Below are 16,221 nucleotides of genomic sequence, written 5' to 3' on the forward strand. Positions count from 1 at the left end.
ATCATTTTTTTCTAAATACGAAAGAAAAACACGAAATTGTTACTTATTTTTGCGTTTTTTTACCCTCTTCGTGCTTTTTCCCATGTTCCACTGTCCTTATGTGACATCAGATAGCCTATTCCAAGGAAGACGTTCAGATTCATGAAAAGGAAGTAGCAGGGTATGTAGAGCAACTTGTTTCTGCGACCTGAGACTTTCAGGATATGCCCCGTGAGAGCTGACAGGTAGAAGAAGAGCTGGAGGAGGAACAATAACTGGTAGATGAGTGAACCGCTTGCGAAAAGCAACAGGAGGTTCAGGGGGAACAGGGCAAACAGGGCCAGGGGGGTGATGCTCCAGCGCAGCACGCGATGGGATACGTACTGGAAGGCTACCTTGGGGTAGGCAAAGGGATTCATCATGCTGCGCAGCCACCAGATGCTCTGCAGGCCTCCTGCTGCAATGCGGCGCTTGCGCTTGGACTCCTCGGCAGTGCTGGCAGAACCGTATTCAGTAGCATAGGCCTCGTTGGTATAGGCTATGCGATGGCCGTCCTTCAAGATGAGCATGGATATCATGAAGTCGTCGAGCAGGGCATTGCTGGGAGCAGGGAGATAATGACTCATGCGCACGGCAAAGAGTTCGCCGGCAGCGCCCATGGCAGAATAGAGTTCGCTGTCCCAACGCTTCAGCATGCTCTCATATTTCCAGTAGACACCTTCGCCCTCGGCAGTAGCCTGACCGGCATGACGGGCTGCCACGCGCTTCTCGCCAGATACGCAACTGACGTTCTTTTTCATGAACTGGCGTACTATCTCGCGGATGGCATCGGCATTCAGCATGGTGTTGGCATCGGTGAAGATCACGTATTCGGCTTTGTTCTCCTGCAGACCGTGTTGCATGGCAGCTGCCTTTCCCTTGCGTTCGGGTGAATAAACGAGCTTGACCTCGGGATAGGCCTGCAGCAGCTCGTTGGAGTTGTCGTTGCTGCCATCGGTAACCCACATCACGCATAGCTTATCCTGGGGATAGTTGAGTGCCCGGATATTCTGCATCTTCTCCTCGATGACGTCGGCCTCGTTGTAGGCGCAGATCATCAGCGTGACATCGGGCAGCAGCTGAGGGTCAAGGGGTAGGATGGGGGTTGTTTCCCTCCGGAAAAAGATGTTTTTGATTTTCAGGATGATATATAGCACGGCTCCGTAGCCTACATAGGTGTAGACTACGAGGGCCAGGCAGAGCCAGAATATGATTTTCAACGTTATCACCATATTATATATTAGATATATACTAGAGCGCGGTTAGTGGTCTGACAGGTTAGTTGTTATTTGATGATGACTTTCCGTCCGCCAATGATGTAAAGGCCGCTACGGGTGGGCAACTGCTGTATCCGTCGTCCCTGCATGTCGAACCAGGTGTCGGCAGTCTGCTGTTTTACCTGGTGTTCCACAATGCCTGTGGGGTTGTCGGGATCAACATCTCCGAAGTAGTACAGCTGGAAGTTATCGAAGATAGCCCAGTAGCTATTATCCATCTTGGTGGTGCGGAGACCCATCTTCAACTGGCCTCCCTTGGTTGCCACGCTGGTGGTGACACGGTTCTGGTAGAGACCTTTCTTGAAGTAGATGCTGGCAGCCTCCATATTGTTGGGCACGTATTTGTTGCCGCCAACAGTGGATTCGTTGCCGCCCAGTTTCCTGGTCTGCATCTCTGCACATATCTGCTTGATCTTCTTAGCCTTGGTAGCGCCGTACAAGAAGACGGTCACGTTGTCGTTGTCACTGTTGTAGGCGGTATAGGCATCGGCTGCAGAACCAGGACGCTGGAAGGCCTGTACGCCGACCTGATAGTTGCCGGCAGGCAGGTTCTTGACAATCTGGTTGAAGTCGAAGGTCTTCTGGTAGAACTCTGCGCAAGCGTAACTGATGGTAGCTGCAACAGACCATCCGTCGCTGTTGGAGTCGAGGGTGGCATTGGTCAGCAGGTATGACAGGTCGAAGGGTTTCGACAGGTCTGTGGGTGACACGCCGCTGAGGAAGTTCAGCGCTGCAGCAGTTGCCTCGTCTGTGAGTGTGCCTAACTCTGTGATATTATTGCTGCTCGCAATACGGCTCTCGATGCTGCTGATGGCATCGGCAAAGGCCTGGTTGGCACCCTCAACGCGTTCGGTATGAGGCACTTCTGCCAATGGCTTGATATGTGAGAGAACATCAGTAGTCTTCTGTTTGATGCCTTCCACCAGATTAGCCTCAATCTGCTCGGCCTCGCTGGCAGTAAGGATGAGCCAGCGCTGGGCAGTAGCCGTGTTGGCAATATTGAAGGTAGCGCTGCCAATAGCACCGTTGGCATTAGCCTGCAGACAGTTGGGCGTGAGGTTGCCCGTGGGGTGAATCAGCCAGTAGCCGCGCTTTGCCTGGCTACCGGAACCTACGTCAACGCGTCCTTTCATCAGATGGAAATTATCCGCATTGGTGATGGTCTCACGGTTCATGAGCATGAAGGCGCTGCTATAGGTGAGGTACTTGCCAGTGGCTACGTTGCGGAACTGATAGTACTGGTTATCAGGCGTAAAGGTGATATACCAGGCTGCACTGTCGTTTTGCTGTACCTCGGCACTCGACATCTTCTTCCATTTCAGTGCACCCGTATTAGTCAGGGTGAGGTAAGAGGTATAGAGACCACGTTCGTCTGACTCGTTCTTCAGGTAGTATTTCACGTTGTCTTCCTGATCGAAGAGGTAGCAGGGCTCGGCAAAGGTGTTGGAACGGTGCTCCAGACCATCCTCGCCAAGGGCCTGACCAATCATGGCGTTGGCGTAATAGGTCTTCAGCGTACCGTCGTCCTCGTGGGCACCATTGATGCCATAGGGCCACATATGCTGATAGTCGCCGTTCAGACGGGAACCGGTGGTGTTGTCCCAGAAATCGAGGAAGGCCGAAACACGGTCGCCCAGCCAGTAGCCTGTGCCGTTGCCGTCTCCGTTAAGACCTGAACGCAGGATGTTCTTGTTCCATTGGGTGGTGTAGGGGATAACGCCCAGTCCGTGCTGCATCTCGTGCATGATGGTACCTGTGCGCTGATAGGATGAGTTGGCACCCATGTTCATCCAGGGCTCATCGTCGTAATAGCAGTCGGCTGTGGGAGTGCCTGCGCTATAGCCAATATTGAACTTCTTCTGGATACTGGTGAGGTTACTGAAAATGTTGCAGGCATCGGTAAGTGCATTGTTGATGCGGGTGTTGGCAGCATCGTCACCTCCGTTGTTATACCAGTAGGTCACATTTCCCTTGGGCAGGGTATAGAACTTGATAACCTCGCCATAGCCTGTAACGCCACTCTGGTTGGTGACATAGGCACGCATATAGTATTTTGTGGATGGCTTCAGATTCACGAAATAATAGATGGTGCCATTACTTGATATTGTCTTTGTGCTGACACTATCGTCAATAGTAGGATTAGGGTTCTCGGCTATACAGAATCCACGCTTCGTGATGGTTGGACCGCCATTGGTGGCAACGGACTTGATACGGCCAAAAGCCATGGTGGCACCACGGGCAAATCGTGTGTCGCCTGTCACAGACGGCTGTGCAAATAACGTACAAGGTATAGCTGTGAGTAGTAGTATTGTGGAGAATAACTTCTTTAGTTCCATGATATTTGTAGTTTCAGTGAGTAATACTCTGCAAAAGTATGAATTTTTTTTGAAATGGCAAAATTATCAATCCATAAAAAAAAGATGCAACTCTCTTTTTTATGAAAGTTGCACCTTTTTCTTACTTGCTCACTTCGTTTTCCTCCTGCATATCGATGAACTGCCGGTTTGCATCGTAGAACTCGTACTGCAGGAAAGCCATCTTCTGGTTAGGAATGATGCGAACGCCCAATCCGTATTTCAGTTGCCAGCGACGTTTCAATGAGAATACGCCCTGATTGATGAATGCGGCAACATAAGGATGGACATGGAGTGTGAAACGCTTGATGCCTATCTTGTTGACAAGACGGTCAATTTTGCTCTCTAACTGGTCTGTGAACAGAATGCTGGATTTAATCTTTCCAGTGCCATGACAGGTGGGACAACTCTCCTCTACGGCAACATCCATGGCCGGACGCACGCGCTGACGCGTAATCTGCATCAGTCCGAACTTTGACAATGGCAGGATGTTATGGCGAGCACGGTCTTTCTTCATGTTCTCGCACATACGTTCGTAGAGCAGCTGACGGTCCTCTGCCAGGTTCATGTCGATAAAGTCTACGACAATGATACCACCCATATCGCGGAGTCGCAACTGGCGTGCCAGCTCGTCGGCTGCACCGAGGTTGGTCTCCAGGGCGTTGGCTTCCTGTCCGTTTTCTTTCTTGATACGTGTACCACTGTTGACGTCGACCACGTGCATAGCCTCTGTGTGTTCAATAATGAGGTATGCGCCGCGCTTGTAGTTAACGGTACGTCCAAAACCAGACTTAATCTGCTTGGTTACGTCGAAATTGTCGAAAATGGGCACATTGCCTTTGTACAACTTGACAATGCTTGCTTTTTCTGGGGCAATCAAAGAGACGTAATCATGGATCTGGTTGTAGATCTCAGGATCGTTAACATGGATGCCGTCATAGGTGGGGTTGAACAAATCGCGCAGCAATGCAACGGCTCTTGTCTGCTCTTCAAAGACCAGCTGTGGACGTTCTGTCGTCTTCTGTACCTTGGTAATGGCGTCTTCCCATCGTTTCAAGAGTACTTTCAGTTCCTGGTCGAGTTCTGCAGCTTTCTTTCCTTCTGCAACGGTTCTTACGATGACGCCAAAATTCTTGGGCTTCATGCTTTGTACCAGCTGCTTCAGTCGGCTACGCTCTTCTCCACGTTTAATTTTACTAGATACAGAAACCTTATCTCCAAAAGGTATCAATACCATGTAGCGCCCGGCAAAACTTAGTTCGCAGGTGAGTCGGGGACCCTTGGTATTGATGGGCTCCTTGACTACTTGAACCATGATTTCCTGTCCAACCTTCAGAATATTCTGAATGCTTCCTTCCTTGGGAAGGGTAGGCTGGATAGTGGCTTTTTGGATGGGATAGAGTTTCTTCCTGTCACTTGCTACCTGTTTCAGGTATTTCTCGTAAGAGCTGAATTGAAGTCCTAAATCAAGATAATGCAGGAAAGCATCTTTCTCAGAACCAACATCAACGAAGCAAGCGTTGAGTCCTGGCATCAGTTTCCGAACCTTGCCAACATAAATGTTGCCCACAGCATACGAGGCCTCGCGGGGCTCGTTCTGATACTCCACCAGGCATTTGTCTTCCAACAATGCGATGGAGATTTCTTTTGGGCGCGCATCAATGATAACTTCGCTTGTCATGTGTTTGTCTTAACTTGATTTGTTACTCATAAAAACTGAAAAGGGCGCACCAAACATTTAATAATGGTTGGTACACTCCTTTCATCTTTCTTTTACGTCTAAGCTGATTTATTTGCTCTTATGACGATTCTTGCGCAGTCTCTTCTTACGCTTGTGAGTTGCCATCTTGTGGCCCTTCTTTTTCTTTCCGTTTGGCATAGTTGTAAAAATATTATTTGTTATTTAAATTAAAATCGCTTGTCAATCCAATTCTTATTTGTTATCCATGCGCTCGATAAAGCTCTTGCAGGGCTTGAAAGCGGGCAGGTCGTGAGCTTCAATGACGAGTGTTGTGTTCTTGGAAATATTGCGGGCAGTCTTCTGAGCACGATGCTTTACGATAAAGCTGCCAAATCCGCGCAAGTATACATTCTCTTTATTATTGGCCAAACTGGTGCGAATTTCTTCCATAAAAGCTTCTACCACAGTAGATACCTCCTTGGCATTGACACCTGTTTGCATAGCAATTGTTTTGACAATTTCTGCTTTGGTCATCTTTGTATTTTCTTTAAGATTTTTATGATGTTTCTAATTTCGGACTGCAAAGATACTCATTTTCAGTCAGATATGAAAACTTTTTTGCTTTTTTTTGAAAAAAACTCGCAAAAAGACTTATTCTGAGTCCTTGAAATAGTCCTCTAATTCCTGCTTAGCCTCTGAATCATTGTTAGATAGGTCGCGAATGATGGTTCCTTTTTCCAATAGGGCTATGCGTGTGGAGATCTCTACGGTATGCTGCAGGTTATGACTGCTGACAAGGATGGTGGCATGTGTCTCTGCGGCATACTCCTTCAATGCACGCTTCAGGATATTCTGACTGGTGGGGTCCAGGAAATTGAAGGGCTCGTCCAGGATGACGATAGGTGTCTCCCTGATAAGGGCAGAGATGATGCCAACCTTCTGCTTGTTACCTGCAGAGAGGTTGCGGATCAGTTTCTTCTGACCGAAGATCTCGCCACCGGCGAAATGCTCGAACTTCTTCAGGCGCTCATTGATAATCTCCTGTGGCGTTCCGCATATTTTCCCAAGGAAAGAGAAATACTCCTCAGGCGTCAGGTAGTCAATCAGGAAACCTTCGTCGATATAGGCGCTGACCTGTTGTTTCCACTCTTCCGATAAGGCCGGATTGATGCCATTGATACCCACCTCTCCCTCATCGGGCTTCAGCAGGTCGAGTATCATGCGGAAAAGGGTTGTCTTTCCCGCTCCGTTGTTACCAACTAAGCCAAGGATATCCCCGTCGTTAATAGTAAACGCGGGGATATCACATGCTCTTGTTTCTCCAAATTGTTTCTTAAGATTCGAGATCGTTATCATACGAGACCTTTTCCGTGACAATTCTTGAATTTCTTACCGCTTCCACAGGGACAGGGATCGTTACGTCCTGGCATCTTGTCCCTGACAATAGGTGTGCGGGGCTGCTGGGCACGGGTATCGTTCTGTGCTGCAGCCTGCTGACCTCTGTCAACGAGCTCTTCTTCCTGAACGCTCTGCTTGTTCTCTGTGTATTGCTGACGATTGGTGTGTTCCTCGGGGGCAGCCTCGCGAACCTCCTGCTGTTGCATCTCAGGAATCTGTCCGCGGTTCAGCACAGCCATCGTGCGGTTGTTCATCTCGTTAATCATGTTGTCCCATACCTTTGCACTCTCCAGCTTGAAGATAAGCAATGGGTCTTTCTGCTCGTAGCTGGCGTTCTGTACAGAGTGACGCAGTTCGTCGAGCTCACGCAGATTCTCCTTCCATGATTCGTCAATGATATGCAGCAGCATCTGCTTCTCGAACTCCTTGACCACAACCTTACACTCAGTCTCGTAGGCTTCCTTCAGGTTGCAGGCGATGTTGTAGACACGACGGCCATCGGTGATGGGCACCATGATACGCTCGTACATATGACCCTGCTCCTCGTAAACACGCTGGATAACGGGCCATGCTACCTCACGGATATGCTCGGTCTTGCGGTTGAAGTTGGCCAATGCAGCCTGGAAGGCATCCTCGGCCAGTTTCTCGGGCTTCTCGTTGATGAACTGCTGTTCGGTGAAGGGCACCTCCATAGCGAAGAGATGCAGGAATTCCTCCTTGCAGCCTTCGTAGTCGTTGCGCTCAATAATCGTAGACACACGGTCCCAGATGGTGTTGGCGATATCCATGCCGATACGCTCACCCATCAGGGCGTGACGACGCTTCTCGTAGATAACCGTACGCTGCTTGTTCATCACGTCATCATATTCCAGCAGGCGCTTACGGATACCGAAGTTGTTCTCCTCAACCTTCTTCTGTGCACGTTCGATACTGCGTGAAATCATAGGACTCTCAATCATCTCGCCCTCCTTGAAGCCCAGACGGTCCATCACAGAGGCGATACGCTCAGAGGCAAACAGACGCATCAGCTTGTCTTCCAATGATACGTAGAATACAGAAGAACCCGGGTCACCCTGACGTCCGGCACGACCACGCAACTGACGGTCTACACGACGGCTCTCGTGACGCTCGGTACCGATGATGGCCAGACCACCGGCAGCCTTTACTTCTGGTGAAAGCTTGATATCGGTACCACGACCGGCCATGTTGGTGGCAATGGTAACGGCACCCATACCGTTGCTGTCCTGCTGACCTGCCAGAGCCACGATATCGGCCTCCTTCTGGTGCAACTTGGCGTTGAGCACCTGGTGGGGGATACCCTCGCGCTTGCCTGTCACAGGATCAACATACATATCGAGCATACGGCTCAGCAACTCTGAAATCTCGACGCTCGTAGTACCAATCAGTGTAGGACGACCAGCCTTACGCATCTTGACAACTTCTTCAATCACAGCCTTGTACTTCTCGCGTGCTGTCTTATACACGCGATCATCCATATCATTACGGGCAATGGGCTTGTTGGTAGGAATCTCCACAACATCCAGTTTGTAGATATCCCAGAACTCACCAGCCTCAGTAGATGCCGTACCTGTCATACCAGCCAGCTTGTGGTACATACGGAAGTAGTTCTGCAGGGTGATGGTGGCAAAGGTCTGTGTGGCAGCCTCTACCTTCACGTGCTCCTTAGCCTCTACGGCCTGGTGCAGACCATCGCTCCAGCGGCGGCCTTCCATGATACGGCCTGTCTGCTCGTCCACAATCTTCACCTCACCATCGATGACCACGTATTCATCATCCTTGTTGAACATGGTGTAAGCCTTGAGCAACTGCTGCAGGGTGTGCACGCGCTCACTCTGGATGGCGTAGTGGTTCATCAGCTCGTCCTTCTTGTTCAGGCGCTCCTCGTCAGAGAGACCCTTTTCTGCTTCCAGGGCAGACAGCTGTCCGGCGATATCGGGCAATACGAAGAGTTCTGCATCGTTGACCTGCTTAGCCAGCCAGGCAGTACCCTTGTCTGTGAGGTCGCAAGAGTTCAACTTCTCGTCAACCACGAAATACAGGGGCTCTACGGCCTCGGGCATCTTGCGGTTGTTGTTCTCCATATACTTCTCCTCAGTCTTCAGCATGCCGGCCTTGATACCCTCTTCTGAGAGGTATTTGATAAGGGGCTTGTTCTTGGGGAGTGACTTATGAGAACGGTAGAGTGAGAGGAAGCCCTCTTCAATCATTTCCTTATTATTGGTCTTCTGACCCTCGGTAATCTTCTGCTTGGCATCAGCAAGGAACTGTGTGGCCAACTGCTTCTGTACACCAAAGAGCTTTTCTACCAGAGGCTGGTATTCCTCGAACATCTGTACCTCGCCCTTGGGCACGGGACCGCTGATGATCAGAGGCGTACGGGCATCGTCAATCAGCACGGAGTCAACCTCGTCGACGATGGCGTAGTTGTGGGCGCGCTGTACGAGGTCGGCAGGTGAGATGGCCATATTGTCACGCAGATAGTCGAAACCAAACTCGTTGTTGGTACCAAAGGTGATATCTGCCTGATAGGCCTTGCGACGCTCGGGAGAGTTGGGCTGATGCTTATCGATACAGTCAACGCTCAATCCATGGAACATGTAGAGCGGGCCCATCCATTCTGAGTCACGTTTGGCCAGGTAGTCGTTCACGGTTACAACGTGTACGCCGTTACCTGTCAGGGCGTTCAGGAATACAGGGAGGGTAGCAACGAGGGTCTTACCTTCACCAGTGGCCATCTCTGCAATTTTTCCTTGGTGCAGGACAACACCGCCGAAGAGCTGTACGTCATAGTGTATCATCTCCCATTTCAGGTCATTGCCACCAGCTGTCCAGTGGTTATGATAGATAGCCTTGTCGCCATCGATGGTGACGAAGTCCTTGCGTGGGTCGCCAGCCAGTTCACGGTCAAAGTCGTTGGCTGTCACGATGGTCTCCTCGTTCTGTGCGAAGCGGCGGGCCGTCTCTTTCACGATGGCATAGACCTCGGGCATCACCTCGTTGAGGGCTTTCTCGTATTCCTCGAGGGCCTCTTTCTCCTTCTTATCAATCTTGGCGAAGATATCGGCACGCTCATCCAGGGGAGTCTCCTCGATAGTGGCCTTCAACTTCTCAATTTCTTCTTTCTGTGCTTTTGCTGCAGCCTGCACCTGTTGACGAATCTCCTGCGTACGGGCACGAAGTGCGTCGTTATCCAATGCTTCAATCTTTGGAGATGCTGCTTTTACTAATTCTACGAAAGGCTGAATCTTCTTCATGTCGCGCGATGATTTGTCGCCGAACAGAGCCTTCAGAATACTATTTAAATTCATATGTTGTATTGTAATATTGTTTCGTTTATTAAAAAATTGCGTGCAAAGTTAGCGATTTTTTACTAATTATTAGCATAAATCGCTTATTATTTGTTTCTTACACCTCAGAATAAGGGCTTTGAGAAACACGCATTCGGGGCCCTGATACGGATACTGCGGGCTACTGTAGGCGCAATCTGGTCTACGGTAACGGGTGTCTGAATGCGCTCAGCATGAATGCCAGAGCCAAAGAATATAATAGGGAATTGTGTAAACGAAGCTCTTGAAATCTCGTTTTCTTTTGTCTCCTCGTTGGTAATCGTCCAACCAGGAGCCGTCTCGATAACGATATCGCCACAGTTGTCTGGTGTATAGCCATTGCGTACCTTTAAGGTCTGCTCGTTCTGGCTGGTCAGCAGTTGCAGGGATGTATAGACATTACGCACACCTGACATCATGGCCAGGAATTCCTGCGAACGACTGAGGGCGTCACCCATGCTTATCTTCTTGGTTTCCAGCAATTGGCGGTTCAGGAAGATATGGTTGCGATAGGTGGTCTCGATATAGTTGCCCTGTCCCCAGACTGCACCCAGGTACATGTTCATCAGGTTCGCCGTGCGAGCCATGTAGAACGTTCCTGAAGGAATCTTATAGGCGCTGTAGTCAGGTATCTCTTCATCGAAATGTCCTGTGCTGGTGATGATATAGAGTACATTGTCACGTCCCATCTTCTCCTCAAGGAATGCCATGAGGCGACCCAACTCGTTGTCCAGGCGGATATAGGTGTCCTGCAACTCCAACTGACAATCTGTCACGGTCTTCTGGTCGTAAGTGCCAGCGTAGTAGGTCAGGCAAAGCAAGTCTGTAACTTTGTCATTTCCCATGCCACTGCTGGTGACGCATTGCATGGCCATGTCCGTGATGTCGGAATTGACCAGCGCGCTGGTCTTGTAGAGCTGGAACTGATGCGTGCCGTTGAACTTATGCTTGAAGGGCTTCACCTCGCCACCCTGAGTCAGGTATGAGTAGTTGCTGCCCAACAAGGAATAAGGCTCCCATTCCGTTGACTCTATCTTGTTGCGGGGAGCGCTGAGCCTGTTGTAGGCCTGCACCCAGAGCGGAAGTGCTTGTGAATAGTAGGAGGTAGAGCACCAGGTGCCTTGTTGGTCGTCAATCCAGATAGCGCTATTGGCAGCATGGCCTGCAGACAGTACTGCTGCATCACGGAAGGGTGCTATGGCATAGACCAGTGCCTTGCCACCAGAGGCAATCTTCAGTTCGTCACCCAGCGTCGACGTGAGCAGCTGGTTGGGCGATGTTTTCTCCGTGGTACTAACACCCGTGTATTTGGCGTCGTCCACACATCCCACAGGTCTCAGTGTCTTTCTGTTCAGCCAGCGCTGCCCTATAATATTATTATAATAAGGTGTGGTACCTGAATAGATTGCTGCCGTTGCCGATGCCCTGTCGATAGGCGTGAAGGGATAGGTAGCATTGGTATAGATTCTGCCATCATTAAGCAACTTCTGGAAACCCTTGTCGGAATAAAGTGGCATGAAAGCTTCCAGATAGTCACTACGCAACTGGTCAATAGTGATGCTCACCACGATACGTGGTGCATCCTTGACTTGCCCTTGTACCTGGGCTGTCATGGTCTCTGCGTTGAAGCCGAGTACGGCCAGCAGCGTGATGTACAGATATCTATTTGTCATGAAAATGTCTCCAATATCTTAGCAGCAAACATAATGCCACAATTTCCATGCCTTCTGCGTAGTCTTGCCAGAAACTGCCAAGGAGGAAGGCCATTGTGCATAGCATGCTTAGGGTGAACCACGCTGTCCGTCTGCCTTTCAGTACAGGCCAGATAAAGAACAGTGAGAGTGGGTTGAGTATAAGTATTTGTAAGTTGATACTGGTAGTGGGATGCTCTGAGAATATCATGATGAAGAGCGCCAGACCAGCCAGTCCTGACAACGTCATGAGGAGGATGTCAAACCAGCGTAACGTCTTTTTCTTGATATACTCATAGGCAAAGATGACTATGGATAGTACAAGAAGCAGGATGCAGCACAGGGTGGGAGAGAGCGGGAAGTCTTCCTCGATAACCTGTACACCAGGCCGAACCAGTTCCCTGCGTTCCTTTACTAACGGTACGATCTCGCCATTCCGCTCAATGGTGGCGTGGTCGAAGTCGTATCTCAGGTTCTCAGGCAGGAACTCCTGCTCGCGGATATCCGTCTTGTGATCGGCCTTCACACCCAGCAAGAGGTCGTTGCCGAAGGTGGCCCATGGATGGCGCGCGGTATGGTCACGGATCATCTCCCTGAACGACGGTGCATAGTCTTTTCTGGGGTTGTAGGCGATTTTCCCTTCGATGTTGTGCTCGATGATATCCCTGGGACGTGTAGAACAGTTGTCGTAAAGGAAGTTGTAGCGATAGATGCGGTTCTCGGGCTTGTAGTTGATGGCGAGCGCATCCATAATGCGCTGCTTGTCCTCAGGCGTGAGGTTGAGCACCTGCTCCGTTACCTGACTGCCCCATTCTTCATAATAATCTAGGAAAGGTCTGGTGGGCGCGATGCCCAGTTCGTAGTCTGTCAGTCCAAAAACAAACCTTAACGCAAAATTTGGGGTCTTGAAATTGAAGACACCGTAATTGAATACCCAGTCGGCATTATTCCTTAAGTCATGAACGCGAAGGGCTGTATGGCCATAGAGGCTGTAGATCTCTTCATGAGGCGAACAGGTGAGAAGTCCTATCTCCACACTGTCCATGGGATGTCTTACCTCGTCTTGTGCCGAGGCTGTCGTGGGTACTATAAAACCAAAAATGGCTATTAAAAGAGTCCTAAAAATGTTTTCGAATTGTTTCACGATGCAAAATTAATCTATATTTTTTACTTTCAGTGCTTTTAGTTCGATTTTTTTTAATAATTTTGCACCCTGATATTGAAAACGTATATGAAAAGAAATATAATCTTAGCTATTGCCTTTGGCGTTGGCGCTTTGTCTGCCAATGCCCAAAGTGGTACGAATTCCCCCTATAGCCAGTATGGTTTGGGTGTTCTTACAGATCAGTCACAGGGTACCAGCAGAGGCATGAACGGAGTCGGACTGGCCCTTAGAAAGGGTAATGTGGTCAACTCCCTGAACCCTGCTTCTTATTCTGCAGTTGATTCGCTGACCATGATCTTTGATATTGGCTTGTCGGGTCAGGTTACCAATTTCAAGGAAGGTAATGGTAAGAAAAACGCCAATAATGCTGATTTTGAATATGTGGTAGGGTCGTTCAGGCTGCTGCCGAAGGTTGGTGCCAGTTTCGGTATCCTGCCTTATTCAAATATTGGTTACGAGTATTCCTCTACTGCCACGCTCAACGAGACCTTTGGTTCTGTTCCTGTGACCACAAAGGGTTCTGGTGGCCTGCATCAGGCTTTTGTCGGTATCGGATGGAATGTGGTGAAACCTTTGTCAATAGGTGCTAATGTGGCATATTTCTGGGGCACTTTCGAACGTTCTATCTCTTCCAGCAGTACCACGTATGTGAATGACTTCTCAAGGAAGTATTCTGGTAATGTGAACAGCTATCTGGTGACGTTGGGTGCCCAGTGGGAACAGCCCTTGTCAAGAAAGGATAACCTGACGCTGGGTGTGACAGTAGGCCTGGGACATAAGTTGCGTTCCAGCTATACCATTGAGAATGGTGACTCTACCGTTTACGACGCAACGAATGTGTTGAGCGTGCCTATGACCTATGGCGTTGGCCTGGGATGGACACATGGTACGAAATGGTTTGTTGGTGCCGATGTGATGATGCAGAAGTGGGGCAGTGTTGATTTTCCTGGTTCTGTACAGAGCGGTGCCAATACGGTTTATGCCTTGCGTAGCGGTTTGCTGAAGGATTCATACAAGGTGAATGTAGGTGCTGACTATGTGCCTAACAGCACAAGTCGTAACCTGCTGTCCCGCGTTCATTATCGTATTGGAGCAGGCTATGCTACACCTTATTATTATATAAATGGCAAAGAGGGGCCCAAGGAGATGAGTGTCAGCGCCGGTTTTGGCATACCCTTGCAGAATAGCTACAACAACAGGTCTATCCTGAATATCAGCGCACAGTGGGCACATACTTCAGCCAAAGACCTGATTACTGAGAATACTTTCCGCATCAACCTCGGTCTGACGTTTAATGAGCGTTGGTTTGCTAAGTGGAAGGTGGACTAAACTGATTGACAATTGGTAATTGAAAATTATATAAAACGACTGTGTGGGGTGGGGAGTGTCCTTGCCCTTACGCTGTTGATGGCCTGTAGTGAGGCGCACGAGCATACGGCTCCTGCTGTGAATCCGGAGGACTCTGTGTCTATGATGACGACATATGGCGTCAATACGCTGATTAGTGACTCTGGTGTTATCAAATATCGTATTGTGACGGAACAGTGGGACGTGAATACGGTGCGACAGCCCTCGCGATGGGAGTTTATGAAGGGTATCTTCTTCGAACAATTTGACGAGAAATTCCGTGTCCAGGGCTATATCCAGGCTGATACGGCCTGGTATTTCGACCAGCAGCGTCTATGGAAATTGCGTGGGCGCGTGAATGTGCGCAATACCAACGGACTCATCTATACGAGCGAGGAGTTGTATTGGGACGGTTTGAGACATGAGTTCTATAGCACCGTCTTCTCGCGCCTGGTTACGCCGGAACGTACGATAGAGGGCACCTATTTCCGTAGTGATGAGCAGATGACGCATTACATGGTGACTAATTCGAAAGGCTCATTCCTGCCCAATGACCTGGAGGAGGAAAAGGCTGATTCCACAGAAAACAAGAAATAATGACACCACTGATTATAGGACTACTAATTGCAATGATATTCTCCGCCTTCTTCTCAGGGATGGAGATAGCGTTCGTATCGAGCAATAGGATGCTGGTGGAGATGGGACGCGAGAAAAACGGGCTGACACAGAAGGCCATCGCGCTGTTCTATAAGCATCCCAATACTTTTGTGTCCACGATGCTCGTTGGAAATAATATTGCCCTGGTGGTCTATGGTATCCTCTTTGCTGATATCTTTGACAAGACCCTTTTTGCACCACTGCCGGAGGGTGCTCCCCGTGTGACGGCAGATACGCTCCTCTCTACGCTGATAGTGCTTTTTACGGGAGAGTTCCTGCCTAAGACTATCTTCAAGAGCAATGCCAACATGATGCTGACCTTTTTCGCGCTTCCTGCGTGGCTGTGCTATGTGGTGCTCTATCCCATTTCCCGTTTTGCCACGATGCTCTCGAAGGAGTTGCTGGGCATGTTTGGCATCAAATGGCACTCTACGACGGAAGACAAGGAGTTTACTAAGGTGGATCTGGACTATCTGGTGCAGAGCAGTATCGATAATGCCAAGAACGAGGAGGATATCGAGGAGGAGGTGCGTATCTTCCAGAATGCCCTGGATTTCTCGGAGACAAAGGTGCGCGACTGTATGGTGCCGCGTACGGAGATAGATGCGATTGAGGATACGTGTGATATCGAACAACTGAAACAGAAATTCATAGAGAGCGGACATTCCAAGATTGTGGTCTATCATGAGGATATCGACCATATCATCGGCTATATCCACTCGTCGGAGATGTTCCGTAACCCGCAGGACTGGACCAAGAGCCTGCGCACAATGATATTCGTGCCCGAGACAATGGCAGCCAGTAAGATGATGCAGACGCTCCTGGCTCAGAAGAAATCGCTGGGCGTGGTGGTTGATGAGTTTGGTGGTACGAGTGGTCTCGTAGCACTGGAGGATATCGTGGAGGAAATCTTTGGCGACATTGAGGATGAGCACGACTCTACCCACTACGTGGCAAAGCAGTTGGAGCATGGCGAATATCTGCTTTCCGCCCGTCTGGAGATTGAGAAGGTCAATGAGATGTTTGACCTGGATTTGCCGGAAAATGATGATTACATGACTGTTGGCGGACTGATTCTCCATGAGTATCAGAGCTTCCCCAAACTGAATGAAGTCGTGAAAATTGGTCGTTTTGAATTCAAAATCATTAAAAATACAGCTACAAAAATAGAACTTGTCAGGCTAAAAGTGGTTGAAGACACCAATTTTTTGTAAAAAAATGCCGATAATTCAAGAAAACTTAGTAACTTTGCGGGCTGTAAATCAAGAAAATTATAAATAAAAAAT

The 16,221-nt window shown here is 49.3% G+C and carries 10 protein-coding genes and 1 pseudogene; 3 read left to right on the top strand and 8 right to left on the bottom strand.

Annotated elements, in window-relative coordinates:
• Positions 1-59 precede the first annotated feature (59 nt).
• From L6466_RS05010 to L6466_RS05045, 8 genes and pseudogenes are all read right to left on the bottom strand, one after another.
• Positions 60-1,250 carry a glycosyltransferase family 2 protein gene (locus L6466_RS05010; protein WP_237801866.1) on the bottom strand — a complete coding sequence of 397 codons (1,191 nt, stop codon included), beginning with the start codon at positions 1,248-1,250 and terminating at the stop codon, positions 60-62.
• 53 nt (positions 1,251-1,303) lie between these two features.
• A complete protein-coding gene (locus L6466_RS05015; protein WP_237801865.1) occupies positions 1,304-3,631 on the bottom strand; it encodes a hypothetical protein in 2,328 nt (775 codons plus the stop codon).
• Between the two features lie 121 nt (positions 3,632-3,752).
• Positions 3,753-5,330 carry an Rne/Rng family ribonuclease gene (locus L6466_RS05020; RefSeq protein WP_091817251.1) on the bottom strand — a complete coding sequence of 526 codons (1,578 nt, stop codon included), beginning with the start codon at positions 5,328-5,330 and terminating at the stop codon, positions 3,753-3,755.
• Between the two features lie 252 nt (positions 5,331-5,582).
• Positions 5,583-5,879: pseudogene (locus L6466_RS05025) on the bottom strand (HU family DNA-binding protein); the annotation flags it as partial.
• 102 nt (positions 5,880-5,981) lie between these two features.
• Positions 5,982-6,686 carry an ABC transporter ATP-binding protein gene (locus L6466_RS05030; RefSeq protein ID WP_237793128.1) on the bottom strand — a complete coding sequence of 235 codons (705 nt, stop codon included), beginning with the start codon at positions 6,684-6,686 and terminating at the stop codon, positions 5,982-5,984.
• Entirely contained in the window at positions 6,683-10,057 is a 3,375-nt protein-coding gene (gene secA / locus L6466_RS05035; protein WP_237801864.1) for a preprotein translocase subunit SecA, read from the bottom strand. Before secA ends, L6466_RS05030 begins: the two co-directional genes overlap by 4 nt.
• Positions 10,058-10,161: 104 nt before the next feature.
• Entirely contained in the window at positions 10,162-11,748 is a 1,587-nt protein-coding gene (locus tag L6466_RS05040) for an alkaline phosphatase family protein (protein WP_237801863.1), read from the bottom strand.
• Positions 11,738-12,811 carry an Lnb N-terminal periplasmic domain-containing protein gene (locus L6466_RS05045; RefSeq protein WP_237801862.1) on the bottom strand — a complete coding sequence of 358 codons (1,074 nt, stop codon included), beginning with the start codon at positions 12,809-12,811 and terminating at the stop codon, positions 11,738-11,740. Before L6466_RS05045 ends, L6466_RS05040 begins: the two co-directional genes overlap by 11 nt.
• Positions 12,812-12,997: 186 nt before the next feature.
• On the opposite strand from L6466_RS05045, the gene bamG reads away from it, so the two are divergent.
• From bamG to L6466_RS05060, 3 genes are all read left to right on the top strand, one after another.
• Positions 12,998-14,260, top strand: coding sequence for a BamG family beta-barrel-assembly machinery protein (gene bamG / locus L6466_RS05050; protein WP_091817267.1), 1,263 nt, complete (start codon positions 12,998-13,000; stop codon positions 14,258-14,260).
• Positions 14,261-14,338: 78 nt separating this feature from the next.
• On the top strand, positions 14,339-14,875 hold the full coding sequence (locus L6466_RS05055) for an LPS export ABC transporter periplasmic protein LptC (RefSeq protein ID WP_091817271.1): 537 nt from the start codon (positions 14,339-14,341) through the stop codon (positions 14,873-14,875).
• Positions 14,875-16,149 (top strand): hemolysin family protein, encoded by a 1,275-nt coding sequence (locus L6466_RS05060; RefSeq protein ID WP_371836497.1) that lies wholly within the window; start codon positions 14,875-14,877, stop codon positions 16,147-16,149. Before L6466_RS05055 ends, L6466_RS05060 begins: the two co-directional genes overlap by 1 nt.
• The last annotated feature ends 72 nt before the right edge of the window (positions 16,150-16,221 follow it).

Source organism: Prevotella communis (assembly GCF_022024175.1).
In the GTDB taxonomy this organism is placed as follows: domain Bacteria; phylum Bacteroidota; class Bacteroidia; order Bacteroidales; family Bacteroidaceae; genus Prevotella; species Prevotella communis.